Raw genomic sequence first — 23,569 nt, 5'->3', positions numbered from 1 at the left:
GCGCCCCCAAGATCAGCCCGCCGAGATCAGCCCGCCGAGATCAGCCCGCCACCCACGCCCGCGCCGAGCGGACGATCTCCTCCAGGTCGCCGCTGTGCGCGCCGTGCCAGTAGACCTGGCCGCACACCCGGCACCGGCCGTAGGCGTCGTAGCTGCGCCGGGTGCCGTCACGCAGCACCGGCTCCACCTCCCGCTTGGCCACCGCCTCCAGCTCCCCGTTGCAGGCCGTGCAGCGCGTCCACGGCCGCAGCGGCGGCGCGAACCGCTCCAGCAGGTCGCGGAGCTGGCCGGGCGCCCGCGTGCCGCGCACGTACGCGCCCAGCCACAGCGCGCGGCGGCGCAGCAGGCCGCGGTCCTGGGTGAGCAGCACCCGCCGCTCCGCGTTCGCCTGCGCCACCAGCGACGGGTCGTCCATGTCGTTGTGGTAGGCCGTGTCGATGCCCAGCAGGCGCAGCCGCCTGGCCAGCGTGCCCAGGTGCACGTCCAGCAGGAAGCGCGGCTCGCCAGGCAGCGGCTGCGGGCGGGGCACCCCGAGCACGTCCACGACGTCGCCGGGGCGCGGCTGGTAGGACGGCGGCACGCCGACGCCGCCGACCGTCATCGGGCCCACCTCCGTCAGCGGGATGCCGGCCGACTCCACGTGGTGACCCAGCGTCGACGAGCCGTCGGGGGTGATCGGCTGTGCCTCCCGCCGGCGGCTCGCGGGCAGGAACATCAGCAACTCCGGCGCGATGCGAAGAAGCGCGTCCATGACGTCCATTCTGTACGGTCACCTCAGGGGCGGGACGGCGAGCGCGGCGCGTTCCAGGGCCAGTTCGGGCCACCATGAGCCGCCGACGGGGCTCTCCTCGCCGCGCAGCGGATCCTCCTCGCCGCCGGCGCCCCGGCGGCAGCGCCCGCTGGAGGTGCCCGCCCGGTTGATCCACAGGTACGCGTCCACCAGCTCGTCGCCCGTCCGCGTCGTCGGGCGTGCGCCCGCGCCCCGGCCCGGCGGGTTGCACCAGGGCTGCGGGTCGGGCAGCTCGGCCGCCTTCCCCTCCGGCACCCACGGGCCGCGGCCGTTGCGGCTGGTGTCGATGACGAAGTGCGGCAGGTCGGCGGCGTCCACCGTGACGTCCGCCGGGCAGCCCGTGCGGCCCGTCGCCGCCAGGACGGCGACGCACGTGGACAGCTTCCTGCCGTACGCGACCAGGCCGGCCGTCGGCTGGTAGCCCTGGGCGTTGAGGAAGAAGCCGTCGGCGGCCGTCACGCCCGCGCCCACCAGGCTCTGGGCGATCTCCGCCGTGGCGGGCCAGTCCTCGTGGCCGCCGTCCAGGTAGACGGCGGTACGGCCGCCGCGCTTGAGCTCGCGGACCGCCGTGGCCAGGTCGTGGTAGCGCCGGCTCGGGCTGCCCGGCAGGTCGCAGGCGGCCGTGCCGGGGATCTTGACCAGGCTCGCGGGCTCCAGGATCACCACCGCCTCCGCGCTGCCGAGCTGTCCGGCGATCCCCTTGATCCAGCTCTGGTAGGCGGCCACGTTCTCGGCGCCGCCCGGGGCGCAGTCGCCGCCCGGCAGGTGGTCGATCACGAACACCGGCACCCCGCCGGCCCGCTCCGCCTCCTCGACGGCCGTGGCCACCGTGGCCACGGCGTCGTCGCCGGCCAGCCGGATCGCGTGCGGGACGGTGGCCAGGGCGCGCATCAGCGCGGCGTCCTCCGGGCGGTCCGCGGCGGCCAGGAACAGCGCCTCGCGTGCGGCGTCCGGCTCCGGCGGGGCGAACAGCCTCACGTCCTCGGCGGCCCGCAGCGGGTTGACGCCCACCGGGGCGGCCTCGTCGCCGGGCCGCAGGGCGACCACCGCCGTGGTGACCGCGACGGCCGCCGCCAGCGCCGCCACTCCGATCGTCAGCCGTCTCCCTGTCGCCGTCCGCTCTCCGCCCGCCGCCGGGCCGTCGCGTACCGGCTCCTGGGGGTCTTCGCCGGACGCGCCGGAGGAGAGGCGGTCGAGGAGGGCCTGGGCCGTGGGACGGTCGGCGGGATCCCGGGACAGGGCCGCCGCCACCAGCTCGCGCAGCGGCTCGGGCAGCGGCGGCAGGACCGGAGGTTCGTGGACGATCCGGTACAGGATCGCCGGGACCGACTCGCCCGCGAACGGCGAGGCGCCCGTGGCGGCGAAGGCCACCACACAGCCCCAGGCGAACACGTCCGACGCCGGCCCGACGGGCCCGCCCCGCACCTGCTCCGGTGACATGTACGCGGGCGTGCCCACGACGGCGCTGCTCAGGTCGGCGCCGCCGAGCTGGGCGATGCCGAAGTCGATGACCTTGGGCCCCACCTGCGAGAGCAGCACGTTCGACGGCTTGAGGTCGCGGTGCACGACGCCCGCGCCGTGGATCGCCCGCAGCGCGGTCGCCGTCGCGGCGGCCAGCCCGTCGAGCGCCGACCCCGTCAGCGGCCCGGAGCGGCGCACCGCCTCGTCCAGGCTGGGGCCCTCCACGTACTCCGTCACGATGTAGGCGGGATCGCCGGTGACGTCCGCGTCGAGGACGGGAGCCGTGCAGAAGCGGGCGACCCGGCGCGCGGCGGCCACCTCCCGGGCGAACCGCCGCCGGAAGCCCGGGTCGGCGTCCAGGCCGGGGTGGATCAGCTTGACCGCCACCCGGCCGCCCGCGGGGTCCGCGCCCAGGTAGACGGCGCCCATGCCGCCCTCGCCCAGCCGGCCCAGCAGCGTGTAGGGGCCGGCGTGCCGGGGATCCCCGTCTCGCAGCGCAGCCACGCTCATGATCGCCAGGTTAGACGTCGAGCCGCCAGTCGTTCCACTCGTCCAGCAGCTCGAACCCCATGGCCTCGTTGATCGCCAGCATGTGCGTGTTGGACCGGGCGTTCCAGGTGATGACGCGCTTCACACCGGGCTCGCTCTCGCGCAGCCAGAACAGGTTCGTCAGCTTCATCAGCAGGCCCAGCCGGTGGCCGCGGTGCCCGGCCAGCACGGCGGTGTCGGCCTGGGCGGCCCAGCCGCCGGGGACGTCGGGGGAGATGAAGATGCGCGAGAAGCCCGCCGGGGCGCCGTCGGAGATCCGCCGGGCCAGCACGGAGTAGACGGTCTCGCCCGCCAGCCCGATGCGCTCCTCGGCGAAGCGCACGCTGTCGAGCGGGAAGCGGGACTCCTCGACGCCCTCGCCGCGCGGAGCGTCGTTCATGCCGCCCAGCAGGGTGGCGAGATCGGGCAGCAGGCCGGGCTCGGCCGGGCCGAGCCAGCGCTCCACCCGGTAACCGGCGGGCTCCGGCAGCATGCGGCGCAGCCCGTCCCAGTCGGCCGCGCGCAGGTCGAGCACCCGGCGCGCCTCGCCCAGAGAGAGCGTGAACCCTCGCGCCGAGGCGAACCGCGCCCCGTCGCTCCCCGCCTGCGTCTCGCTCAGCACGAGACGCCTGCCGCGAGCGCGTACCCGCTCCACGGCGTGCGCGAGCAGGGCGGACCCGACGCCGGCCCGCTGCCGCTCCGGCCGCACCACCAGCACCGCCAGCCGGCCCAGGTGGAGGTTCTCGTGCACGGGGAAGGCCAGCATGGTGCCGCCGATCACCTCGTCGCCGTCGACCGCGACGTGCGCCTCGACCTCCGCCCCCGGAAAGCCCCTGGTCACGTCCACCTCGAACCGCCTGCGGGACCACAGCGGCCCCGGCTGGCCGGCGTACGCGGCGACGAACGCGTCATGGAGCGCGGGCAGCAGCCTGCCCGGCCGCTCGGGATCGATGCGCTGGATCTGCATGCGTCCCAGCCAAACGCACCGGCGACGGCGACGCGACCGGTTTTCCTACTGGCGGTAGTTCTCCACCTCGCCGGCCGGCCGCACGGCGGCGTCGTCGGGGTTCTCGCCCGCGCTGCGGCGGGCCCGGCGCTGGCGCAGCAGGTCCCAGCACTGGTCGAGCGCCGTCTCCAGCTCCCTGACCCGGGCGTTCTCCTCGTCGGAGGGCAGCTCGCCCGCGCGCAGCCTCTCACGCAGGCCGCGCTCCTCGTCGACCAGCTCGCTGATCCTGCTGAGAATCTCGTTGTCCCGCATGCTCAAGATCCTACGTATCGCGTGATAGAACACGCCCTATGGCTGGTATCGCGCTGGTAAGAAAGCCTGGTTCGCGCATCGCCGAGGGCATCGTCACCCACCTCCAGCGCCAGTCCGTCGACCCCGAGCGCGCCGCAGCCCAGCACGCCGCGTACGTGGCCGCGCTCGACGCCGCCGGCTGGCGGCCCGTGCACGCCGAACCCGCCGACGACCTGCCCGACGCGCCGTTCGTGGAGGACACGGTCGTGGTCGCCGGGACGCTGGCCGTACTGACCAGACCGGGCGCGCCCGGACGGCGGCCCGAGGTCGAGTCCGTCGAACGCGCCGTACGCGGCCTCGGCCTGACCACGGTCAGGATCACGCCGCCCGCCACGCTCGACGGCGGCGACGTGCTCCAGACCGGGCCCACCGTGTACGCGGGCCGCTCCGGACGGACGAACGACGCGGGCATCGCCCAGCTCACCGCGCTGCTGCCCGAGCGCGACGTGGTGCCCGTCGACCTGACAGGCGTGCTGCACCTGAAGTCCGCCGTCACCGCGCTGCCCGACGGCACGCTCATCGGCGACCCCGCCCACGCCGACCTGCCCGGCCTGCTCGAACCGCCGGAGGAGTCCGGCGCCCACGTGGTGCCGCTCGGGCCCGGCAGCGTGCTGATGGCCGCCTCCGCGCCGCGCACCGCCGCGATGCTCGGCAGGCGCGGGCTCGACGTGGTGACCGTGGACATCTCCGAGTTCGAGAAGCTCGAAGGCTGCGTCACCTGCCTCAGCGTCCTCATCCCGGCACCGCGCTGAACTGCCTGCTCTCACCATGTGAGAACCGGGGCGGTCCACGGCGAGACGTCTGGTAGCGTGAACGGCATGCTGCGCGGGCTCCTTCTTAGCTGCCGCGGCGGGGGCCACTGAGGCCGGCTCCCTCGCCGCGGAGCCAGTCATGCGCGTCGGCCGCTTCGACCCGACCGACAGGAGCACCCGACATGACCGCCCAGCGACCCAGCCCGATGCCGTTCCAGCGTTACCAACCCTTCGAGCCCGTCCGGCTGACCGACCGCACCTGGCCCGACCAGGTCATCACCAAGGCCCCGCGCTGGTGCGCGGTCGACCTGCGTGACGGCAACCAGGCGCTGATCGACCCGATGGACTCCCACCGCAAGCTCCAGATGTTCGAGCTGCTGGTGAAGATGGGCTACAAGGAGATCGAGGTGGGCTTCCCGGCCGCCTCCCAGACCGACTACGACTTCGTCCGCCAGATCATCGACGAGGACCGCATCCCGGACGACGTCGTCATCCAGGTGCTGACGCAGGCCAGGCCCGAGCTCATCGAGCGCACCTTCGAGGCCGTCCAGGGCGCCCGGCAGGCCATCGTCCACCTGTACAACTCCACCTCGACGCTGCAGCGCCGCGTCGTGTTCGGCCAGGACAAAGACGGCATCACCGCCATCGCGGTCGAAGGCGCCAAACTGGTCAAGAAGCTGGCCGACGCCACCGACGTCGACGTCTACTTCCAGTACTCGCCCGAGTCGTTCACCGGCACCGAGCTCGAATACGCCGTCGAGGTCTGCGACGCCGTCAACGAGGTGTGGCAGCCCACCCCCGACCGCAAGGTCATCGTCAACCTGCCCGCCACCGTCGAGATGGCCACCCCCAACGTCTACGCCGACCAGATCGAGTGGATGCACCGCCACCTCAAGCACCGCGACTCCATCATCCTGTCGCTGCACCCGCACAACGACCGAGGCAGCGCCGTGGCCGCCGCCGAGCTCGGCTACATGGCCGGCGCCGACCGCATCGAAGGCTGCCTGTTCGGCAACGGCGAACGCACCGGCAACGTCTGCCTGGTCACCCTCGGCATGAACCTGTTCTCCCAGGGCATCGACCCCGAGATCGACTTCAGTGACATCGACGAGATCCGCCGCGTCACCGAATACTGCAACCAGCTCCCCGTCCACCCACGCCACCCGTGGGGCGGCGAGCTCGTCTACACCGCCTTCTCCGGCTCCCACCAGGACGCCATCAAGAAGGGCTTCGAACACCTCGAAGCCGACGCCGCCGCGGCCGGCATCCCGGTCGACTCCTACACCTGGGCCGTCCCGTACCTGCCGATCGACCCCAAGGACATCGGCCGCACCTACGAAGCCGTCATCCGCGTCAACAGCCAGTCCGGCAAGGGCGGCGTCGCCTACATCATGAAGGCCGACCACCAGCTCGACCTGCCGCGCCGGCTGCAGATCGAGTTCTCCAAGGTCGTCCAGTCCCGCACCGACGCCGAAGGCGGCGAAATCAGCCCCGCCGCCATGTACGGCATCTTCCAGGACGAATACCTGCCCACGCCGCACAACCGCTGGGGCCGCCTCGGCCTCATGGCCCACCGCCACGAATCCACCGTCGACGACCAGGACCGCATCAGCGCCGACGTCCGCATCGACGGCGAGATCCGCGAAGTCGCCGGCACCGGCAACGGGCCCATCTCCGCGTTCATCGACGCCATCGCCAAGGTCGGCATCCAGGCCCGCGTCCTCGACTACGTCGAACACGCCATGAGCGCCGGCACCGACGCCAAGGCCGCCTCCTACCTGGAGTGCGAGGTCAACGGCCAGGTGCTGTGGGGCGTCGGCATCGACGCCAACACCACCACCGCCTCCCTGAAGGCCATCATCTCAGCCGTGAACCGGGCTTACCGGTGAGCTGCTGAGTAGCGCTGGCCGTGGCTTGAGGGCTGTGCGACTGCGCTCCCTGGGGGGTACAGTCGTACAGCTCGCCGTAGCGGGACTGGGCTATGCGCATGAGGGCGATAAGATCCTGGATCGCATCCCTGCCTTTGGCCACTTTGGCCAGGCTTATGTCGATCAGCCGATCATCGCTTCCGCACCGAAACTTCGCGCTGACCCGGTAGGGCTGATCGGCGAATATTGAATCGGGCATATACCCAGCCATTCCGTCGCCAAGTTCGACTGGAAGCTGGATCCCTCCGTGCATCGCAAATATTGCCAGCCTATCCTCCAGCAAAAAGTCCAAGTGCTCCTTTGGCATGCCGGGTCCCTTGCGCATCCATCTCACTTCTAGAGATCGAGGAGTCGCATCCGGAGCCCAGCAGTCACCGTTTCTCTCACTGCCGTCAGTCTTCTCCGCTAGAGGTACCGCCTCGCCGCTGACAAGGTGGAAGGCTTGTTCAGGCAGGAGCCTGCAAATGTATGGTGAGGAATCCGAAACGGGTTGAGGGGGTGAGGCTAGCGTGGAGGCGACAGGCTTCTCTTGAGTGCACGCTCCAGTGGCCAGGGTGAGAATCGCCAGTGAGGCGAAGAGGTTTGAATGCCTCATTTTCCGCTCCCAGAGGAAGTCGGAATCCCTAGATTGAGATAGTCATCGACCTCGCTGGTTGTGCGGAAGGCGTTGCGAAAGCCTTGCAGAAGGCCGCTGCTTCCACCCGTCGTGCGAGTCCACACCAAGAACTGAGTGTACTCCTGGGAGTTCATTTCGTCGAATGGCTTGATAGTTGGCGGTGTTCCGGCTATGAATATTCGACCTTCTCGATCAAACTCATCCAGTGCCCCCTTGTTCAGCATGGCTGTGGCAATCATTTGTTCGGCTAGCCTCTCGACTGCAAGGCGGTTGTCTGCCAGCGTCTGATGTGTGGCGTCCATGCCCTGGCCGCGCTCGGACATCTGCTTGGCGGCATATTTTCCGAGTTCGTCGTACGCGGATCCGGCGAGCTTGTCATAGCCTGCGCCGAGCATTTCTCCGAACGCTCCGGTAGCCAGTTCGCCCACGCGTCTGGCGCCAGGTACCGGCAGGAGCCCGAGCGCGTTGCTCACCATGGTCTTGAGCGCCTCATCCGCTTTCGCGTCGTCCAGTCCTTGGGCGATCAGCACCTGGCGGCGGGTCTCAACGATGTGATTGAAGGGGGATGCCTCCTCCCCGATACGGTCCTCCAGGAATTGCAGGACGTCGCTTCTGTCGACGCGTCCGGTTCCGTTGAGGTCGAAGCGCTTGACGTCGGCCTGTGTGAAGCCGAAGCGTTCGGCGTTGGAGGCGTCGAGGCCGACCGGGGGGACGGTGTCGAGGGCCGCGCGCATGTGTTCGGTCTGCGCTCTCACCAGGGCTTCGAACCCGGCGTCGTGCGACGTGGCCAGCAGCAGCGCGTAGGACATGTCCTCGGGGGCGACTCTCTCGAAATGGGCGCGGTTCAGGTACAGCTGAGACAGTTCGTCCACGTTCGCGGCGATGGCCCGGGCCAAGGGGTACGACAGAGGCGTGTAGCGGTCGAACAGTTCTCTGTTGACGAGTTTGAGGTTGCCGTCGTCCGCTTTGCCGAAGGCGCTCCGCACCTCGTCGGACAGGATCTTGGTCAGCTCGGCGGCAAGGTGTCGTGAGGTGGGGTCCTGGCCGGTGGTGGCGGTGATCAGCAGGTCGTTGAAGGGTGCGTGGTCCTTCAGGTAGAGGGAGGCTCGCCAGCGCGTCGTCAGCAGGTAGTCCAGCGTGGACTCCTTCCAGCCGGGCGGGGTGTGGGCCAGGAGGGCGTGGGCGGCTTCGCGGCTGGACTTGGCGGCGTGGAAGAGGTCGTCCACGACCGCGGAGGATCCTCTGGCGCCGGGGACGCCGGCGTGGATGCCGGGGCGGAGGAGGGTGCCGAGACCGAGGGCGCCGGCGAGGTCGGGGACGGGGATCTGGGTGCTGCCGAAGAGGCGGCCGAGCGCGTCGTCGGTGGCTGCCCATTGGGCTTTGCGCTGGTCGTGTTCGTAGGCGATGGCGTCGCGGCCGACGACGGTCATGAACTCCCGGGAGAACGGGGTCCGGCCGTCGTGGGCTCGCCAGATGAGGGCCTGGGCCTGGTAGCCGGTGTAGGTGGTGTCGCCGGTCCGGTGGGTGGCGCGGCCCTGCTGGGTGAGGTCCTTGAGGAAGGCGGAGCCCAGGTACGCGGGGTTGCGCGGGTCGGTGGCCTTGGCCAGGGCGGTGGCGAGCAGGCTGAGGACGTGGGGGGCGGTGGTGGTGAGGGGGGTGGTGGCCTGGCGGTCGCGGGCGTCGCGGAGCTGGGCGGCGAGGGAGCCGGGGAGGCGGGTGACGCCTTCGGCGCCCAGGACGCCGAGGAAGGTCTTGACGAATGCGGCGTCTGCGGTGCGGGAGGCGTACGCGCGTAGTTCGGCGAGGGCGCGGGTGTCGCCGTCGGCGGCACGCCGGGCGGCGCGGGCGGCGAGGGTGCCGTCGAGCAGGGCCTGGGCGGCGTCGAGGGTGTCGGGGAGCTCGACGAAGCTGCCGGCGGGGGTGCTGGTGCCGAAGGTGACCTTCTGGCGTTGGAGTTCGTGGACGAGGCGCTGCCGCCGGCGCAGGTCGCCGGCCTGGGTGGTGACGCGGGTGGCGAGGTCGCGCAGGCGGGTGGCGGGGGTGGTGTCGAGGCCGGCGGCGTGCAGCTCGCGGTGGAGGGCCTGGGCGAGCTGCTCCAGCCGGCGGGCGGCCTGGGTGTGGGCGCTGGTCATGGCGTCGAACTGGGCCGGTTTGACCCCGGTGAAGCCGCTCATGGGGTGTCCCGCAGCGCGGCGAGCTTGCGGTCGGCGCTGTGGACGGCCTCGGTGAGCATGGCCCACAGCTCGCGCTGGTCGGCGTGGAGCTGGGCGCCGAACCGGTCGCCGGTGGGGCCCACCCAGGCGTCGTCGGCCATCAGGCGGCAGGCGGGGGCGAGCGCCCACCAGTGTTCGTCCGACAGCCGCCGGATCCGCTCCGCCGTCGCGCGCATCGCCTCGCGGTCGAGGTCAGCCACGATGATCCCCTCGTATGGCTCGTGCACAGAACCAGATCAGGAGGCGGCGTTCCTCCACGTCACCCCGACGGTAATCACGATCACGACGACAAGACAAGTTGAACGTCAGCGAAAGTATGAATGCGTTCGATATTCGCCGGGAATTGTGTGGATTTGCGGTACGAAATTCGGGCGGGGGAAATCCGGTCGCCGTGATCTCGTGTGCCACGCTTGACCGCATGGGACATGACGCGAGGATCGCGGTCACCGGGGTGACCGGTTATGTGGGCGGCAGGGTGGCGCGCAGGCTGGCCGAGGAGGGGGTGGCGCTCCGGCTGGTGGCGCGCGACCCGGCCCGGGTGCCGAGGCTGCCGGGGGCGGTGGTGGAGCAGGCGTCCTACGGCGACGCGGAGGCCGTGCACCACGCGGTGGCCGGGGCCGAGGTGGTGCTGATGGTGTCGGCGACGGAGGCGGCCGACCGGCTGGCCGAGCATCGGGCGTTCGTGGACGCGGCGGCTGAGGCGGGGGTGCGGCATCTGGTCTACACGTCCTTCTGCGGGGCCGCGCCGGAGGCGGCGTTCACGCTGGCGCGCGACCACTGGGCGACGGAGGAGCACATCCGGGCGTCCGGGATGGCGTTCACGTTCCTGAGGGACAACCTGTACGCGGACTTCCTGCCCGCGATGGCCGGTGACGACGGGGTGATCCGGGGGCCGGCGGGCGACGGGCGGGTGGCGGCCGTGGCGCGTGACGACGTGGCCGACGCCGCGGCGGCGGTGCTGTGCGGGCCGGGGCGGCACGAGGGGGCGACGTACGACCTGACGGGGCCGCAGGCGCTGACCCTGGCCGAGGTCGCGGCCGTGCTGACGGAGGCGGGCGACCGCGAGATCACCTACCACGCCGAGACGGTCGAGGAGGCCTACCGCTCGCGTGCCTCGTACGGGGCGCCGCCGTGGCAGGTGGACGCCTGGGTGTCCACGTACACGGCGATCGCGCGCGGCGAGCTCGACCGGGTGAGCGGCGACGTCGCCCGGCTGACCGGCCACCCGGCCACCGCCCTGGCCGACCTGCTCCACCGCCTGTAGCCCCGCGCAAGCCGGTGCAGCCCCGTGCAGCCTCGCGCAAGCCGGGACGGCGGAGGTCCATAGCGGAATCACAGAGGATGCAAAGCGCCCGTCCGTACGCTGCGGCCCACGGGGAGCGGAGGGCAGGCATGTTCAAGGTGCTCGGTACGTTGGAGCTGGACTTTCCTGGGGAGAGCGTCGAGATCGGCGCGGCGAAGCAGCGGGCCGTCCTGGCCGTGCTGCTGTTGCGGGCGGGGCGCCCGGTCGGCGCGGACCGGCTGATCGCGGAGGTGTGGGGCGACGCGCCGCCGCCCACCGCGCGCACGAGTCTGCGCACGTACGTCTACCGGCTGCGGCGGACGCTGGCGCCGCTGTCGGGGCCGGGGCTGCGGCTGGCCACCCGGGGCCGGAGCTATGTGCTGAGCCTGCCGGAGGACGCGCTCGACGTGAGCGTGTTCCAGCGGTCGGTGGCGGCGGCCGGGGCGGCGATGGAACGCGGGGACGCTCCCGGCGCGGCCGGGACGCTGCGTTCGGCGCTGGAGATGTGGCGCGGGCCGGTGCTGCCCGAGCTCGACCTGGAGCTCGTCCGGCAGGAGCGGCACCGGCTGGAGGAGGCCCGCGGGTACGCCCGCGAGCTGTGGCTGGAGGCCGAGCTCGGCTGTGGCAGGCACCGGCAGGCCGTGCCGGCGCTGGAGGCGTTCGTCGCGGCTCATCCGTTCCGGGAGAACGTGTGGGCGATGCTGGTGCGGGCCCTGTGGATGTCCGGCCGCCGGGCCGACGCGCTGGCCGCGTACCGGAGGGTGCGCGCGCTGCTGGCGGAGGAGCTGGGCGTCGATCCGTCGGGCGAGCTGGAACGCCTCCATCAGGACATCCTCAGCGGGCGCGAGCCCTAGCGGCGGCGGCCCCGGAGCCGCGCGGGCTCCGGGGCGCCGGCCTGAGGCCGCTACTGCGGGAGGCAGGTCTTGCGGTGGTAGATGCTGCCGTCGGAGCGGCGGCACTGGTAGACGTAGCAGCACATGCCGTCACGGCAGTAGGAGCTGACGAGCTTGCAGGTGTCGGCGGCCTTCGCCGAGATGGTGGGGACGAGCAGGCCGGCGACGGCGCTGATGAGCTTCATGATCGGGTTCTCCTCAGTCTTCCGAACGCGGCCGGGGCTAGCCGCAGACCTTCTCGTAGCGGGTGCCGCACCTGTAGACGTAGCAGCACATGCCGTCGGGGTAGCAGTTCTTGGAGATCAGGACGCAGTCGGCCGCGGCGCGTGCCTTGAGGGTGGGGATGAGGCGGTCGATGAGCTTCATTTCTCTTCCTTCTTTTCGATCAGGTTCGGGGGCCTTGCGGGAGTGACCTCCTCTCCGGCCGGAGCGGGCGGATCATGACGCCGAGGAGGCTCGATCCCGGGAGCGGTCCCAGGTCCCGGGAGTCGAGGCTGACCTCGGAGTTGTCGCCCAGCACCACCACGTGTCCCGCGGGCACCGCCCTGCCGCACGGCACTCCCGGCGGGGCCGGGTCTCCGGGCAGGGCGGCGACGCGCTTGACGAGGTGGCCGGGTTCGGCGGGGTGGCGCAGGACGGCGATCTGGCCGCGGCGCAGGCGGGCCAGGCGGGTCCGGCGCAGGAGCAGGCGGTCGCCCGGCAGCAGCGCGGGCGCCATGCTGATCCCGTCGACGACCACGATCCGGTACGCGTGCCGTACCCAGGCGAGGGCGAGGGCGACGGCGGCGGCCACGAGCACGATGATCATCGCGGCACCGCCTGGTAGCCCTCGGCCTGGAGGCGGAACAGGCAGGCGTAGGCGCCGCCGGCGGCCATGAGCGCGTCGTGGCCGCCCCGCTCGGTGACCACGCCGTCCTCCAGGACGACGATCAGGTCGGCGTCGCGGACCGTGTTGAGCCGGTGGGAGATGAGCAGGCTGGTGCGGCCCTCGCGGTGCAGGCGCATGCGGGCGTGCACGTCGGCCTCGGCCTCCGGGTCGAGGCCGGAGCTCGGCTCGTCGAGGATCATCAGGTCCCGTCCGTCGCGGAAGAAGGCCCTGGCCAGCGCGGTCCGCTGCCACTGGCCGCCGGACAGGACGACGCCGGTCGCGGAGTCCTCCCGGTCCTCCTCGCTGAGGAACATCCGGGTCAGCAGCGTGTCGTAGCCGCGCGGCAGGCCGGACAGCAGCTCGTCCACCCCGGCCCGGCGGGCGGCGGCGCGGACGCGGCCCAGGTCGCCGAGGGCGGCGGGGTCGCCGATGCCGATGTTGTCGCGGGCGGAGAAGTCGTAGGCCATGTGGTCCTGGAAGACGCCGCTGATGCGCTGCCGCAGCTCCTCCGGCCGTACGTCGCGCAGGTCGGCGCCGTCCCAGAGGATCGCGCCCCGGCTCGGGTCGTAGAACCGGCACAGCAGCTTGACCAGCGTGCTCTTGCCGGCGCCGTTGCGGCCCACGAGTGCCACGGACGCGCCGTACGGGATGAACAGGGAGACGCCGCGCAGGATCCACGGGTGCTCGTCGCTGTAGCGGAACCACACGTCACGCAGCTCGATGCCGCGCCGCAGGGGCGGCAGGGGGAGCGGCGCGGCCGGAACGGCGAGGTCGGGGCCGGCGTGGACCACGCTCACGTAGTGGCCGAGCAGGCGCAGGCCGTGGTGGGTGCCGGCGATGCCGGACACGAGCGTGCCGAGCGCGTTCTGGACGCCGGCGACGGCGGCGGCGAACATGGTCACGTCGCCCGCGGTGAGCCGGCCGGCGAGCGCGGCGTGCCCGGCCCAGAGCAGGCCGCCGCCCGCCGCCAGCGCCGACAGCAGGGCGAGCGCGCCCTCGGCCGAGAGCTCGCGCCGGTCCATCCGCCGCTTGGCCGTGTCGGAGGCGCGCAGCTCGGCCATCATCCGGTCGCGCAGGAGCGGCCCGCTGCCGAACAGCCGGATCTCCTTGGCGGCCTCGATCGTGCTGAGCAGGCTGCCGTAGAAGAACTGCCGCCGTTCGGCGGGGCCGATCTCCCACAGCATGGCCGCGCGCCGCCGCGACAGGCGGAGCTGGGCGACGAGGGCGGGGACGGCGACGGCGGTTACGATCGCGGTCATGGCGGGGCTGATGACGAGCAGCGAGCCGACGAACCCGGTCAGCACGAGCGCGGAGCGGACCAGGCCGAACGCCCCGGTGACGAGGCCGCCCGCCTGGGAGGCGCCGTCCTGGGCCAGGCGGAGCCCGTCGAGGACGCGCGGGTCCTCGAAGCGGCGCAGCCCTGCGAAGCCCGCCGTCGCGGTGAACAGGCGCTCGGTCGTGCCGGCCGCCACCTCGCGGCCGATCTGGTTGCCCAGGTAGCGGGACAGGTGGGGCAGCACGGCGAGGGCGGTCCCGGCGGCGGCCAGTCCGGCGAGGGCGGCCGTCAGCGGGCCGGAGGCCCCGGTGAGGATGTCGATCACCAGCTTGGTGAGCCAGGCCACGGCGACCGGCGTCGCGGCCTCGGCGAGCATGACCAGGACGTACGCGGCGGCCGGGCGGCGGGCGCAGCTCCAGGCGATGCGGGCCGCCTCGCGCGCCGACGCGGTCAGCCGGATCTCGTCGCCCGTCATGCGACCGGGATGGCGTCGAGGTCGCCGGCGAGCACGGTGCCGTCGCCGCCGACGAGGAAGACCGCGGGGAACGCGGCGACTTGGAAGGCGCGCTGGACCGGGCCGCCGGGGCCTTCGACGACGACGCGGGCGGCGCCGGCGAGCCGGGCGGCGTAGCCTTCCGCGTCCTCGGCGCGTACCGCGTGGACGACGGCGAGGCAGTCGTGGGGCAGCGCGCCCGCCCGCGCCACGAACCGGGGCAGCAGGTCCTCGCACGGTTCGCAGCCGGGGGTGAAGAAGCCGACGAGCGTCGGTCCGGTCAGCAGCTCGCGGGCGACGGGCCGGCCCTCGGTGTCCTGGGCGGCGAAATCGCCGACGGGGTGCCCGACGGGGACGCCGCCGGCGGGGGCGTCGAACTGGCGCAGGCGGCGGATGAGCCCGGCGGTCAGCGCCAGGTTGAGCAGTGACAGCACGCCCAGCAGGACGACGGCGGCGACCAGGTACTGCATCAGACGCTCCTCACGTTTCCGGGAAGGACGATCAGCAACGCGGCGCCCGCCACGCCGGCGAAGGCGGCCACGGCGAGCCCGCCGGCCGTCGCGTCCAAATGCACGGCGGGCACGGCGGCCCAGCCGAGCGCGGCGACGGCGAGCAGCAGGCCGTTGCGCACCAGGTGCGCGGGGCCCAGGGGCCCGGAGGCGGCGCCGAAGCAGCGGCACTCCACGCGCGAGCGGCGGCTCTTGACGATCACCGCGCAGAACCCGAGCAGCAGGGCCGCCGCCAGGGCGAACCCGGCGCGCGGCAGGAACATCAGCGCGGCCACCGACGCCTCGGCCACGGCCACCGCCCCCGCCACCAGGGACGCGACGCCTTTCGGCACCAGCCGGAGCGCCGCCACGGACGCGGCGAAGGCCGCCGGATCGCGCAGCTTCGTCAGGGCCGCCACGGCGAACACGGCGCCGATCAGCACCTGGCAGGACAGGAGTGCGTAAGCCACGCCACCAAGGTGCGCGCGGCCGGTAGCGCCGCTGTAGCGGGGCTGTAGCACGGCACATTAGTGAACGTTGCGTTTCTTATGAGTGACGCCTATGCTCGATAGAGAACGGTTCGTTCTCTAAGGGGGGATCGGCGTGGCACTCGTGCTGGCGGGCCTGATGCTCGCGATGCTGCTCGGCGCGCTCGACCAGACGATCATGGCCCCCGCCCTGCCCGCCGTCGCCGGGAGCCTCGGCGGGCTGGACGAGATGCCCGCCGTCGTGACCGCCTACCTGGCCGCCGCCACCGTGGTCATGCCCGTGTACGGCAAGCTGGGCGACCGGTTCGGCCGCAAACCGGCGATGCAGGTGGCGATCGTGGTGTTCGTGACCGGGGCGGTGCTGTGCTCGCTGGCCGCGACGATGCCGCAGTTCATCGTCTTCCGGGCGATCCAGGGCGCCGGGGGCGGCGGGCTGATGATCGGCGCCCAGGCGATCATCGGCGAGATCGTCAGCCCCCGCGAACGAGGCCGCTACCTGGGCCTGATCGGCGCCATGTACGTCGTGGCCGCGGTCGGCGGGCCGCTGGTCGGTGGGCTTCTCATCGACACGGTCGGCTGGCGGTGGATCTTCGCGCTCTACCCGCCGCTGGGCGTGCTGGCCTTCGCCCTGCTGACGGCCGCGCTGCGGCTGCCCAGGCCGGTCTCCCGCGCGCCGATCGACTACGCCGGGGCCCTCACGCTGGCCGTGGCCGTCGTCGGGATCGTGCTGCTGGGGCAGAGCGGCAACCCGTGGTTCCTGGCCGTGTCGGCGGCCGGGGCGGCGGCCTGGCTGGTCAGCGCGCGCCGGGCCGCCGATCCGATCCTGCCGCTGCGGCTGTTCCGGGACCGGGCGTTCGCCGTGCCGGTCGCGATCAGCCTGCTCGTCGGCTTCGCCCTGTTCGGCACGCTCACGTACATGCCCGCCTACCTGCAGATCGCGCTGGGCAGCAGCGCGACGCAGGCGGGGCTGCTGGTGACGGCGCTGATGGGCGGCGTGCTGGTCACCACGGTCGGGTCGGGCCGGCTGATCACCAGGACCGGCCGCTACAAGGGCTACCCGGTCGCCGGGACGGCGGTGGCCGCAGCCGGGCTGGCCGCGCTGCCGCTCACCGGCCACCGGGCCGCGGCGCTGGCGGGCGTGATGCTCGTCATCGGGCTCGGCGTCGGCCTGGTCATGCAGGTCATGGTCCTGGCCGCGCAGAACTCCGTGGACTACGCCGACCTCGGGACGGCCACGTCGGCGGTGACGTTCCTGCGCCAGATCGGCGCGTCGGCCGGGGTCGCGCTCGTCGGCGCGCTGATCACCGCCCAGGTGCCCGGGGCGTCCGACCCGTCGCACCTGCCCGCCGCGGCCAGGGCGGCCTTCGCCGACGCCGTCCCGCCCGTGTTCGCCGCCATGGCGCCGCTGCTCGGGCTGGCCTTCCTGCTCGCGCTGGCGCTGCCCGCGCGACCCCTACGCACCACCGCGCACGCCGAGGAGAGATCATGAGACTCGTCGCACCCCTGCGGTCCTTCGGCCGCGCCGACCTGGCGTCGGCGGGCGGCAAGGGGGCCAACCTGGGCGAGCTGACGGCGGGCGGGTTCCCCGTCCCCGACGGCTTCGTCGTCACCACCGACGCCTACGCGCTGGTCGCCTCGGGCCTGACCGCCCGCGACGACGTCGAGCGGGCCGAGGTCCCGGCCGGGCTGCGCCGGGAGATCGCGGCGGCGTACGAGGAACTGGGCGGCGGGCCGGTGGCCGTGCGGTCCAGCGCCACCGCCGAGGACCTGCCGGGCGCCGCGTTCGCCGGCCAGCAGGACACCTACCTCAACGTGGTCGGCGAGCAGGCGCTCCTCGACGCCGTACGCCGCTGCTGGGGCTCGCTGTGGACGGAGCGGGCGCTCGCCTACCGCGACAGGCTCGGCATCGACCACGGCAAGGTGCGCATCGCGGTCGTCGTGCAGCGGATGGTCGAGGCGGAGGCCGCGGGCGTGATGTTCTCCGCCGACCCGGTCACCGGCGAGCGCGGCCACCTCGTGGTCGACGCGAGCGCCGGGCTGGGCGAGGCCGTCGTGTCCGGGCTCGTCACCCCCGACCACTACGTGCTCACCCCGGACGGCCGGGTGGTGGACTTCCGGCCGGGCCGCCGCGAGGTGGTCGTCCGGGGCACGGCGGGCGGCGGCGTCGTCCACGAGCGCGGCGACGGCACGCCCGGCGAGCGGCTGCCCGACGCCGCCCTGCGCGAGCTGGCCGCGCTCGGCACCCGGGTCGCCGCCCACTTCGGCCGCCCGCAGGACATGGAGTGGACCTACGCGGGCGGCCGGATCAGCCTGGTCCAGGCCCGCCCGATGACCGCGCTGCCGCCGCCGCCCGTGGGCCGGCTCAACCCGCTGCAGCGCAAGCTCCTGACGGTCCTGCTGGAGTACGTGCCCGTGCGCCCCTACCCGATCGACATGACGACCTGGGCCCCGTACGGCCCGGCCGGGCTGATGGCGCGGGTGACCGCGTACTTCGGGCTGCGCGGCGCCTTCGAGGGGTTCCTGGAGGAGCGCGACGGCGTCGTCTACCGGCTCAGGCCGCCCCGGCCGCGTCCCACCGCTCGCCTGCTCGGCACCCCGTTCCGGTTCCTGGCCAAGGCCAGGCGGTACGATCCCGCGCGCTGGACCGAGGACCCGCGCCTGCCCGCGTTCCTGCGCGCGACCCGGGAGCTGAACGAGCTCGACCTGGCCGCGCTGCCCTGGTCCGAGCTCGTCCGGGTGCCGCGCCGGGCGCTCGACGCCGTCCAGCCCATCGCCGGCGTGCGCATCGACTACCTGCCGGGGACCGGCCGGGCGCTGGTGCGGCTGCTGCTGGCGCTCAAGCTGCGCCGCAGGGGCAGGCTGTTCGGCGACCTGATCACCGGGGCGCGCACCCGCACCTCCGACGCCAACGACGCGCTGGCCGCGCTGGCGGCGGAGGGGCCGGACGGGCCGCGGTTCGAGGAGATGTTCCGGGCGTTCCTCGCCGAGTACGGCCACCGCGAGACCGCGACCCCGCTCCTCGTCACGCCGCCGACCTGGGCCGACGCCCCGCAGACCGTGCTGGACCTGGTCAAGGTGCTGGCCGCCGGGCCGCCCGCGCCGGAGCCGCCCGGCGGCGACGCGCTCGGGCGGCTGCTGGCCTCGCTGCGGTCGCCGCGAGCGAAGGCGAAGCTGGCCCGGCTGGTGCGCGACGCCCGCGCGGGGGTCGCCTTCCGCGAGGACAGCCACTTCTACTTCACGATGCCGCTGCCGGTCCTGCGCAGGTCGCTGCTGGAGCTGGGCCGCAGGCTGTTCGACGACTCGCAGGACGTCTTCCACCTGCGGCTGGAGGAGCTGGAGGCGATCGGCGACCCGGCCACGGCGGACCTGCGGGCGCTGCGGTCGGCGGTGACCGCCCGCGCCGCCAGACGGGAGGAGCTGGCCGGGGTGCGGCTCATCGACCCCAGGGCGATCTACCCGGTGCGCGCGACCGGCGACGCGCTGGCCGTCGGCACGCCCGCCGGCGCGGGCGTCGCCACCGGCCCGGTCAAGGTCATCCGCGACCCGTCGGAGTTCGGCAAGCTCGACGGCGGCGACGTGCTCGTCTGCCCCTACACGAACCCGTCGTGGACGCCGCTGTTCCAGCGGGCCGCCGCCGTCGTGGTCGACGCGGGCGGCAGCGCCTCGCACGCCGCGATCGTGGCCAGGGAGTACGGCATCCCCGCGGTCATGGGCACCGGCGACGGCACCACGGTCCTGGCCGACGGCCGCCTGGTGACGGTCGACGGCGACGCCGGGCTCGTCACGGCGGCAGCCCCCCAGGACGCCTGACAGGATGGCTCACATGGTCACCGACCACCGCAAGCTGCCCCGGCGCCGCGGCGAGGAGCTGAGCGCCGCCATCTACCGGGCCACGCTCGACGAGCTCGCCGAGTCCGGCTACGCCCGGCTGACCATGGAACGGGTCGCCGAGCGGGCCAGGGCCAGCAAGGCGTCGCTCTACCGCCGCTGGCCGACCAGGGTCGCCCTGGTCATGGAGGCCGTCTACCACTCGCTGCCCGACGCGGCCGACGTGCCCGACACCGGCAGCCTGCGCGAGGACCTGCTGGCGACGCTGCGCCGGATGGCGGCGGCGCTGTCGGGGCCGGCCGGTGAGGCCATGCGCGGGCTGCTGAGCGAGGCGCTGCGGGACGAGTCGAGCGCCGCGGCGTTCCGGGCGGCCTCGCAGGGCACCGGCCGCAAGATTCTCGCCGAGATCGTCCGGCGGGCGGTCGAGCGCGGCGAGGTCGATCCGGCCGACGTCACGCCGCGCCGCCTGGACGCCGGTCAGGCGCTGCTGCGGCACCACTTCCTCTTCCAGGGGCCGCCCATCCCCGACCAGCTCCTGATCGACATCGTGGACGAGGTCGTGGTCCCGCTGCTCACCGGAGGCCGATCGCCCCGCCCATGACGCGCATCGCGTGGTCGAAGGCCGTGTGCCGGTCCTCGATCGTGTTCGTGAACTGGCCGAACAGCTCGAAGCTGACCCATCCGTAGAGGCTCGTCCACGCCGCGAGGCAGCGGAACACCACGTCGTCGGGCACGCCCGGCATGAGCTCGCGCACCCGTTCGGCGTCCTCGCGCAGCGGCGCCGGGGGAGCGGGCGCCAGGGCGGGCGGGTCGACGGCGCCGGCCGCCTGGGCCTGCGAGACGATCCGGCCGAGCACCGCCACGTCGCGCACGCGGGCGGCGACCGTGTCCTGCGGAGCCTGGTAGCCGGGCACCGGCGAGCCGTAGAGCAGCGCGTACTCGTGGGGGTGCGCCAGCGCCCAGGTGCGCACCGCGTGGCAGGCGGCCAGCCAGCGGCCCGCGTAGTCGTCGTCCGGGCAGGCGGCGTCGGCCTGCTCGACCGCCTCGCCGAGGGCGTTGTAGCCGTCGATGATCAAGGTGGTCAGCAGGTCGTCGCGGCTGGGGAAGTAGCGGTAGACGGCCGACGACACCATGCCCATCTCGCGCGCCACCGCGCGCAGCGACAACCCGCCCGCGCCCTCGGTGGCGAGCTGACGGCGGGCGATGTCGGCGATCTCTCTGGTGAGCTCGGCTCTGACACGTTCTCTGGCAGTACGGCTCGCTGTCATGTCCGCCACGTTAGCAGAGCACCGAGAAAAAACGAGAGCACTGCTCTTGACGACTGGCGCTCTCTTGAGAGAGCATTGCTCTCGTAAGCGAACGCCAGTCACCGGAGGTAATGATGATCGCCAAGGGCGCCAACATGGTCCTGATGTTCCTGCTGGAGCTCGGCGTGATCGCCTCCGCCGGCTACTGGGGCTTCACGCTCCAGGCGCACTGGGCCGTCAAGGTGGTCGCCGGGCTCGGCGCGCCGGCGCTGTTCATCGCCGCCTGGGCGCTGTTCGGCGCGGGCGGCGGCGCCAACGCCACCTTCCCGCTCACCGGCGCCGGCCGGGTCGTCCTGGAGATCCTCTGGTTCGGCGGCGGCGCCCTGGCCCTGTACGCGGCGGGCCAGGCCCGCGCGGCCGCCGTCTTCGCCGCCCTCTTCGTCCTCAACGCGGTCCTCCGCATCGTCTGGAAGCAGGTCTGATCATGGGAAAGCACGTCGTGGTGGGCTCCGGCCAGGTCGGCACGCACCTGGCCGGCAAGCTCCTCGCCCAGGGACACGAGGTCACCGTGGTGACCCGCTCGGGCCGCGGCCCGGCCGGAGCCGTCAAGGTAGCGGCCGACGTCGCCGACAGCGCCCGCCTCATCGAGGCCACCCGGGGCGCGGACGTCCTCTACAACTGCGTGAACCCGCAGTATCACCGCTGGCTCACCGACTGGCCGCCGATGGCCGCCTCGTTCCTGGCCGCCGCCGAGGCGACCGGCGCCGCGTACGTCATGCTCGGCAACCTCTACCCGTACGGTCCCGTCACCGGCCCGATGACCGAGGACCTGCCGCTCGCCTCCACCAGCCCCAAGGCACGGGTGCGGGCCACGATGTGGGCCGACGCGCTGGCCGCGCACCGGGCGGGCCGGATCCGGGCGACCGAGGTGCGCGCCTCCGACTACTTCGGCCCCGGCGCGACCGACCAGTCCTACCTGGGCGAGCGCTTCCTGCCGGCGCTGCGGGCGGGCAGGACCGTCCAGCTCATCTTCCCGGCCGACATCCCGCACAGCTGGACGTACCTGCCCGACGTGGCCGACGCGCTGATCGTCGCGGGCGGCGACGAGCGCGCCTGGGGCCGGCCGTGGCACGTGCCGACCGCCGAGCCGCAGAGCTTCCGCCAGATCGGCCGGCGCATGGCCGCGCTGCTCGGCCTGCCCGAGCCCAGGATGACCACGTTGCCGTGGCCGCTGGTGCGCCTGACCGGGCTGTTCTCGCCCATGATCGGCGAGCTCCGGCACACCCGCTACCAGTTCACCGCCCCGTACGAGCTCGACTCCTCGGCCTTCCAGCGGACGTTCGGCGTCGCGCCCACGCCCCTGGACGAGGCGCTGAAGGTTACGCTCGAGGCGTGAAGATTGCCATGATCGGCCTGGGCGACATCGCGGCGAAGGCCTACCTCCCGGTGCTGGCCGCGCAGCCCGGCCTCGACCTCCACCTGTGCACCCGCGACAGCGCGAAGCTGGACCGGCTCGGCGACGCCTACCGGATCGCCGACCGGTCCACCTCCGTCGACGAGGTGATCAAGGCGGGGGTCGACGCGGCGTTCGTGCACGCCGCCACCGCCGCCCACCCCGAGCTGGTCGAGCCGCTGCTCACCGCCGGGGTGCACGTCTACGTGGACAAGCCGATCGCCGACAACCTGGCCGACTGCGAGCGGCTGGCCGCGCTGGCGCGGGCCGAGGGGCGGTCGCTGATGACCGGCTTCAACCGGCGTCACGCCCCCGGCTACACGGGGCTGGCCGAGCTGCCCCGGCACCTGGTGCTGATGCAGAAGAACCGGGAGAACCACCCCGACGTCGTCCGGCGGGCGATCTTCGACGACTTCATCCACGTCGTCGACACGCTCAGGTTCCTGGCCCCCGGCCCGGTCACCGGCACCACCGCCCGCACCCGCGTGCGCGACGGCCTGCTGGAGCACGTCGTGCTGGAGCTGACCGGCGACGGCTTCACCGCCATCGGCGTGATGAACCGGGTGAGCGGCGCCGGCGAGGAGAGCTGCGAGGTCATGGGGGCGGGCGTCAAGCGCCGCGTGGACAACCTCGGCGACGTGACCGACTACGCCGGCGGCGAGATCCGCACCCGGCGGCCCGACTGGGTGCCGGTCGCCCGGCAGCGCGGCATCGAGCAGGTCACGCTGGAGTTCCTGGCCGCCGTCCGCGACGGCCGCGTCCTCTCCGCCGACGACGCGCTCGTCACCCACGCCCTGTGCGAGGAGATCGTCACCGCTTCCTGAGCAGCATCGCCTCGTCGGCCTCGGCCAGCATCCGGGTGAACGACCTGTCGCCGAGCCGGGTGAGCACGGTGAACCCCTTGCGGTCGCGCAGCGGGCTGGACGACGACACCACGCCCGCGATCGCGCCGCCGTGCAGCGCCGGGCCGCCGCTGCCGCCCGCCGCCGCGTGACAGTTGCGCGTCACGAGCACGCCCGGCCCCCGAGCCGGACCCTCGGACGTGCCCTCCACGGCGTCGCCCAGGCAGTGGTACATCCGGGTCCCCGGATACCGCTTGCCCGCCGGATAGCCGAGCAGCTCCAGCCCCCGCAACGAGCTGCCCCTGCTGGTCGGCAACGGGCGCAGGCCCGGCCCGGTGACCTCCTCCAGCGCCTGCTGCTCCACCGTCGCCACCCCGACGATCCCCACGTCGTACGGGAGCAGCTTGGCGGAGTAGGGCCGGTCCCGGTAGCGGGCCGGCACCCAGGTGCGCACCGCAGGCCACACGCCCAGCGGCGGGCTGCCCCGGTCGTAGCCCGGCAGGAACGCGAGCTGCTTGAGCGGCCTGCCCTGGTTGTACAGGCAGTGCGCCGCCGTCAGCACCAGGCTCCGGCTCCGGCTGCCGAGCACCGATCCGCCGCACATCAGGTGGGTGCCCGTGACGGGATCCCGCCCCACCAGCACCCCCGTCAGCCGCCGCGCTCCGGTGTACGGGCGCGGCACGGGGGCGAAGCCGAGACGGTCACCCCCCGGGGTGAGCACCTTGCGCACCGGGATGCTGCGCTGGGAGACGTCAGCGGCGACGGTGGGGTCGAGCAGGGCCAGAGTAAGCACCAACCTGAGCACCCACCTACTTCTAGCAGCAAA

General features: G+C 73.1%; 25 protein-coding genes. 10 read left to right on the top strand and 15 right to left on the bottom strand.

The window, feature by feature from the left end:
* Positions 1–40 precede the first annotated feature (40 nt).
* From AB0J53_RS22350 to AB0J53_RS22335, 4 genes are read right to left on the bottom strand one after another with little or no spacing between them, the layout of a single operon-like run.
* On the bottom strand, positions 41–751 hold the full coding sequence (locus AB0J53_RS22350; protein WP_364175232.1) for a Mut7-C RNAse domain-containing protein: 711 nt from the start codon (positions 749–751) through the stop codon (positions 41–43).
* Positions 752–769: 18 nt separating this feature from the next.
* Positions 770–2,761, bottom strand: coding sequence for a glycoside hydrolase family 6 protein (locus AB0J53_RS22345; protein WP_364175229.1), 1,992 nt, complete (start codon positions 2,759–2,761; stop codon positions 770–772).
* A 10-nt stretch (positions 2,762–2,771) separates the two neighbouring features.
* The gene (locus tag AB0J53_RS22340) at positions 2,772–3,746 is read right to left on the bottom strand and encodes a GNAT family N-acetyltransferase (RefSeq protein WP_364175226.1); all 975 of its coding nucleotides are present in this window, start codon (positions 3,744–3,746) and stop codon (positions 2,772–2,774) included.
* Between the two features lie 45 nt (positions 3,747–3,791).
* The gene (locus AB0J53_RS22335) at positions 3,792–4,037 is read right to left on the bottom strand and encodes a DUF2630 family protein (protein WP_219507529.1); all 246 of its coding nucleotides are present in this window, start codon (positions 4,035–4,037) and stop codon (positions 3,792–3,794) included.
* 38 nt (positions 4,038–4,075) lie between these two features.
* Between AB0J53_RS22335 and ddaH the strand changes: the two genes are divergently transcribed.
* Both ddaH and leuA read left to right on the top strand, forming a co-directional pair.
* Positions 4,076–4,828: a dimethylargininase gene (gene ddaH / locus AB0J53_RS22330; protein WP_364175222.1), complete on the top strand. Its 753-nt coding sequence runs from the start codon at positions 4,076–4,078 to the stop codon at positions 4,826–4,828.
* A 182-nt stretch (positions 4,829–5,010) separates the two neighbouring features.
* A complete protein-coding gene (gene leuA, locus AB0J53_RS22325; protein ID WP_364175219.1) occupies positions 5,011–6,717 on the top strand; it encodes a 2-isopropylmalate synthase in 1,707 nt (568 codons plus the stop codon).
* Here leuA and AB0J53_RS22320 read toward each other — a convergent pair.
* From AB0J53_RS22320 to AB0J53_RS22310, 3 genes are all read right to left on the bottom strand, one after another.
* Positions 6,686–7,063 carry a hypothetical protein gene (locus tag AB0J53_RS22320; RefSeq protein WP_364175216.1) on the bottom strand — a complete coding sequence of 126 codons (378 nt, stop codon included), beginning with the start codon at positions 7,061–7,063 and terminating at the stop codon, positions 6,686–6,688. The genes leuA and AB0J53_RS22320 overlap by 32 nt on opposite strands.
* Positions 7,064–7,347: 284 nt before the next feature.
* Positions 7,348–9,546 carry a hypothetical protein gene (locus AB0J53_RS22315; RefSeq protein ID WP_364175213.1) on the bottom strand — a complete coding sequence of 733 codons (2,199 nt, stop codon included), beginning with the start codon at positions 9,544–9,546 and terminating at the stop codon, positions 7,348–7,350.
* Positions 9,543–9,785, bottom strand: coding sequence for a hypothetical protein (locus AB0J53_RS22310; protein WP_219507534.1), 243 nt, complete (start codon positions 9,783–9,785; stop codon positions 9,543–9,545). Before AB0J53_RS22310 ends, AB0J53_RS22315 begins: the two co-directional genes overlap by 4 nt.
* 218 nt (positions 9,786–10,003) lie before the next feature.
* Between AB0J53_RS22310 and AB0J53_RS22305 the strand changes: the two genes are divergently transcribed.
* Both AB0J53_RS22305 and AB0J53_RS22300 read left to right on the top strand, forming a co-directional pair.
* The gene (locus tag AB0J53_RS22305) at positions 10,004–10,849 is read left to right on the top strand and encodes an SDR family oxidoreductase (protein ID WP_364175210.1); all 846 of its coding nucleotides are present in this window, start codon (positions 10,004–10,006) and stop codon (positions 10,847–10,849) included.
* A 128-nt stretch (positions 10,850–10,977) separates the two neighbouring features.
* Positions 10,978–11,721, top strand: a complete 744-nt coding sequence (locus AB0J53_RS22300; RefSeq protein WP_364175207.1) for a BTAD domain-containing putative transcriptional regulator — start codon at positions 10,978–10,980, stop codon at positions 11,719–11,721.
* Positions 11,722–11,771: 50 nt separating this feature from the next.
* Here AB0J53_RS22300 and AB0J53_RS22295 read toward each other — a convergent pair whose 3' ends face one another.
* The 6 genes from AB0J53_RS22295 to AB0J53_RS22270 are packed head-to-tail and all read right to left on the bottom strand — an operon-like array spanning position 11,772 to position 15,355.
* Positions 11,772–11,945: a hypothetical protein gene (locus AB0J53_RS22295; RefSeq protein ID WP_364175204.1), complete on the bottom strand. Its 174-nt coding sequence runs from the start codon at positions 11,943–11,945 to the stop codon at positions 11,772–11,774.
* 37 nt (positions 11,946–11,982) lie between these two features.
* Positions 11,983–12,126: a hypothetical protein gene (locus AB0J53_RS22290; protein ID WP_219507539.1), complete on the bottom strand. Its 144-nt coding sequence runs from the start codon at positions 12,124–12,126 to the stop codon at positions 11,983–11,985.
* A 19-nt stretch (positions 12,127–12,145) separates the two neighbouring features.
* Entirely contained in the window at positions 12,146–12,568 is a 423-nt protein-coding gene (lepB, locus tag AB0J53_RS22285; protein ID WP_364175200.1) for a signal peptidase I, read from the bottom strand.
* The gene (locus AB0J53_RS22280) at positions 12,565–14,379 is read right to left on the bottom strand and encodes an ABC transporter ATP-binding protein (protein ID WP_364175197.1); all 1,815 of its coding nucleotides are present in this window, start codon (positions 14,377–14,379) and stop codon (positions 12,565–12,567) included. Before AB0J53_RS22280 ends, lepB begins: the two co-directional genes overlap by 4 nt.
* Entirely contained in the window at positions 14,376–14,867 is a 492-nt protein-coding gene (locus AB0J53_RS22275) for a TlpA disulfide reductase family protein (protein ID WP_364175194.1), read from the bottom strand. Before AB0J53_RS22275 ends, AB0J53_RS22280 begins: the two co-directional genes overlap by 4 nt.
* Positions 14,867–15,355, bottom strand: coding sequence for a MauE/DoxX family redox-associated membrane protein (locus AB0J53_RS22270; protein ID WP_364175191.1), 489 nt, complete (start codon positions 15,353–15,355; stop codon positions 14,867–14,869). Before AB0J53_RS22270 ends, AB0J53_RS22275 begins: the two co-directional genes overlap by 1 nt.
* 133 nt (positions 15,356–15,488) lie before the next feature.
* Between AB0J53_RS22270 and AB0J53_RS22265 the strand changes: the two genes are divergently transcribed.
* The 3 genes from AB0J53_RS22265 to AB0J53_RS22255 are packed head-to-tail and all read left to right on the top strand — an operon-like array spanning position 15,489 to position 19,802.
* Positions 15,489–16,862, top strand: coding sequence for an MFS transporter (locus tag AB0J53_RS22265; RefSeq protein WP_364175188.1), 1,374 nt, complete (start codon positions 15,489–15,491; stop codon positions 16,860–16,862).
* On the top strand, positions 16,859–19,183 hold the full coding sequence (locus AB0J53_RS22260) for a PEP/pyruvate-binding domain-containing protein (RefSeq protein WP_364175185.1): 2,325 nt from the start codon (positions 16,859–16,861) through the stop codon (positions 19,181–19,183). Before AB0J53_RS22265 ends, AB0J53_RS22260 begins: the two co-directional genes overlap by 4 nt.
* Before the next feature lie 13 nt (positions 19,184–19,196).
* Positions 19,197–19,802: a TetR/AcrR family transcriptional regulator gene (locus AB0J53_RS22255; RefSeq protein WP_364175182.1), complete on the top strand. Its 606-nt coding sequence runs from the start codon at positions 19,197–19,199 to the stop codon at positions 19,800–19,802.
* Here the strand turns inward: AB0J53_RS22255 and AB0J53_RS22250 are convergent.
* Positions 19,774–20,469: a TetR/AcrR family transcriptional regulator gene (locus AB0J53_RS22250; RefSeq protein WP_364175179.1), complete on the bottom strand. Its 696-nt coding sequence runs from the start codon at positions 20,467–20,469 to the stop codon at positions 19,774–19,776. The two genes, AB0J53_RS22255 and AB0J53_RS22250, sit on opposite strands and share 29 nt — an antisense overlap.
* Before the next feature lie 113 nt (positions 20,470–20,582).
* On the opposite strand from AB0J53_RS22250, the gene AB0J53_RS22245 reads away from it, so the two are divergent.
* The 3 genes from AB0J53_RS22245 to AB0J53_RS22235 are packed head-to-tail and all read left to right on the top strand — an operon-like array spanning position 20,583 to position 22,725.
* The gene (locus tag AB0J53_RS22245) at positions 20,583–20,930 is read left to right on the top strand and encodes a YrdB family protein (RefSeq protein ID WP_364175176.1); all 348 of its coding nucleotides are present in this window, start codon (positions 20,583–20,585) and stop codon (positions 20,928–20,930) included.
* A 2-nt stretch (positions 20,931–20,932) separates the two neighbouring features.
* Entirely contained in the window at positions 20,933–21,844 is a 912-nt protein-coding gene (locus AB0J53_RS22240; RefSeq protein WP_364175174.1) for an NAD-dependent epimerase/dehydratase family protein, read from the top strand.
* A complete protein-coding gene (locus AB0J53_RS22235; protein ID WP_357585115.1) occupies positions 21,841–22,725 on the top strand; it encodes a Gfo/Idh/MocA family oxidoreductase in 885 nt (294 codons plus the stop codon). The genes AB0J53_RS22240 and AB0J53_RS22235 overlap by 4 nt, the downstream gene beginning before the upstream one ends.
* Here the strand turns inward: AB0J53_RS22235 and AB0J53_RS22230 are convergent.
* Complete coding sequence (locus AB0J53_RS22230) at positions 22,712–23,548, bottom strand: hypothetical protein (RefSeq protein WP_364175172.1); 837 nt, start codon at positions 23,546–23,548, stop codon at positions 22,712–22,714. The genes AB0J53_RS22235 and AB0J53_RS22230 overlap by 14 nt on opposite strands.
* Positions 23,549–23,569 lie beyond the last annotated feature (21 nt).

The organism is Nonomuraea sp. NPDC049725 (genome assembly GCF_040674795.1).
Taxonomy (GTDB): Bacteria; Actinomycetota; Actinomycetes; order Streptosporangiales; family Streptosporangiaceae; genus Nonomuraea; species Nonomuraea ceibae.
This window is presented reverse-complemented; position numbering and strand designations above follow the sequence as displayed.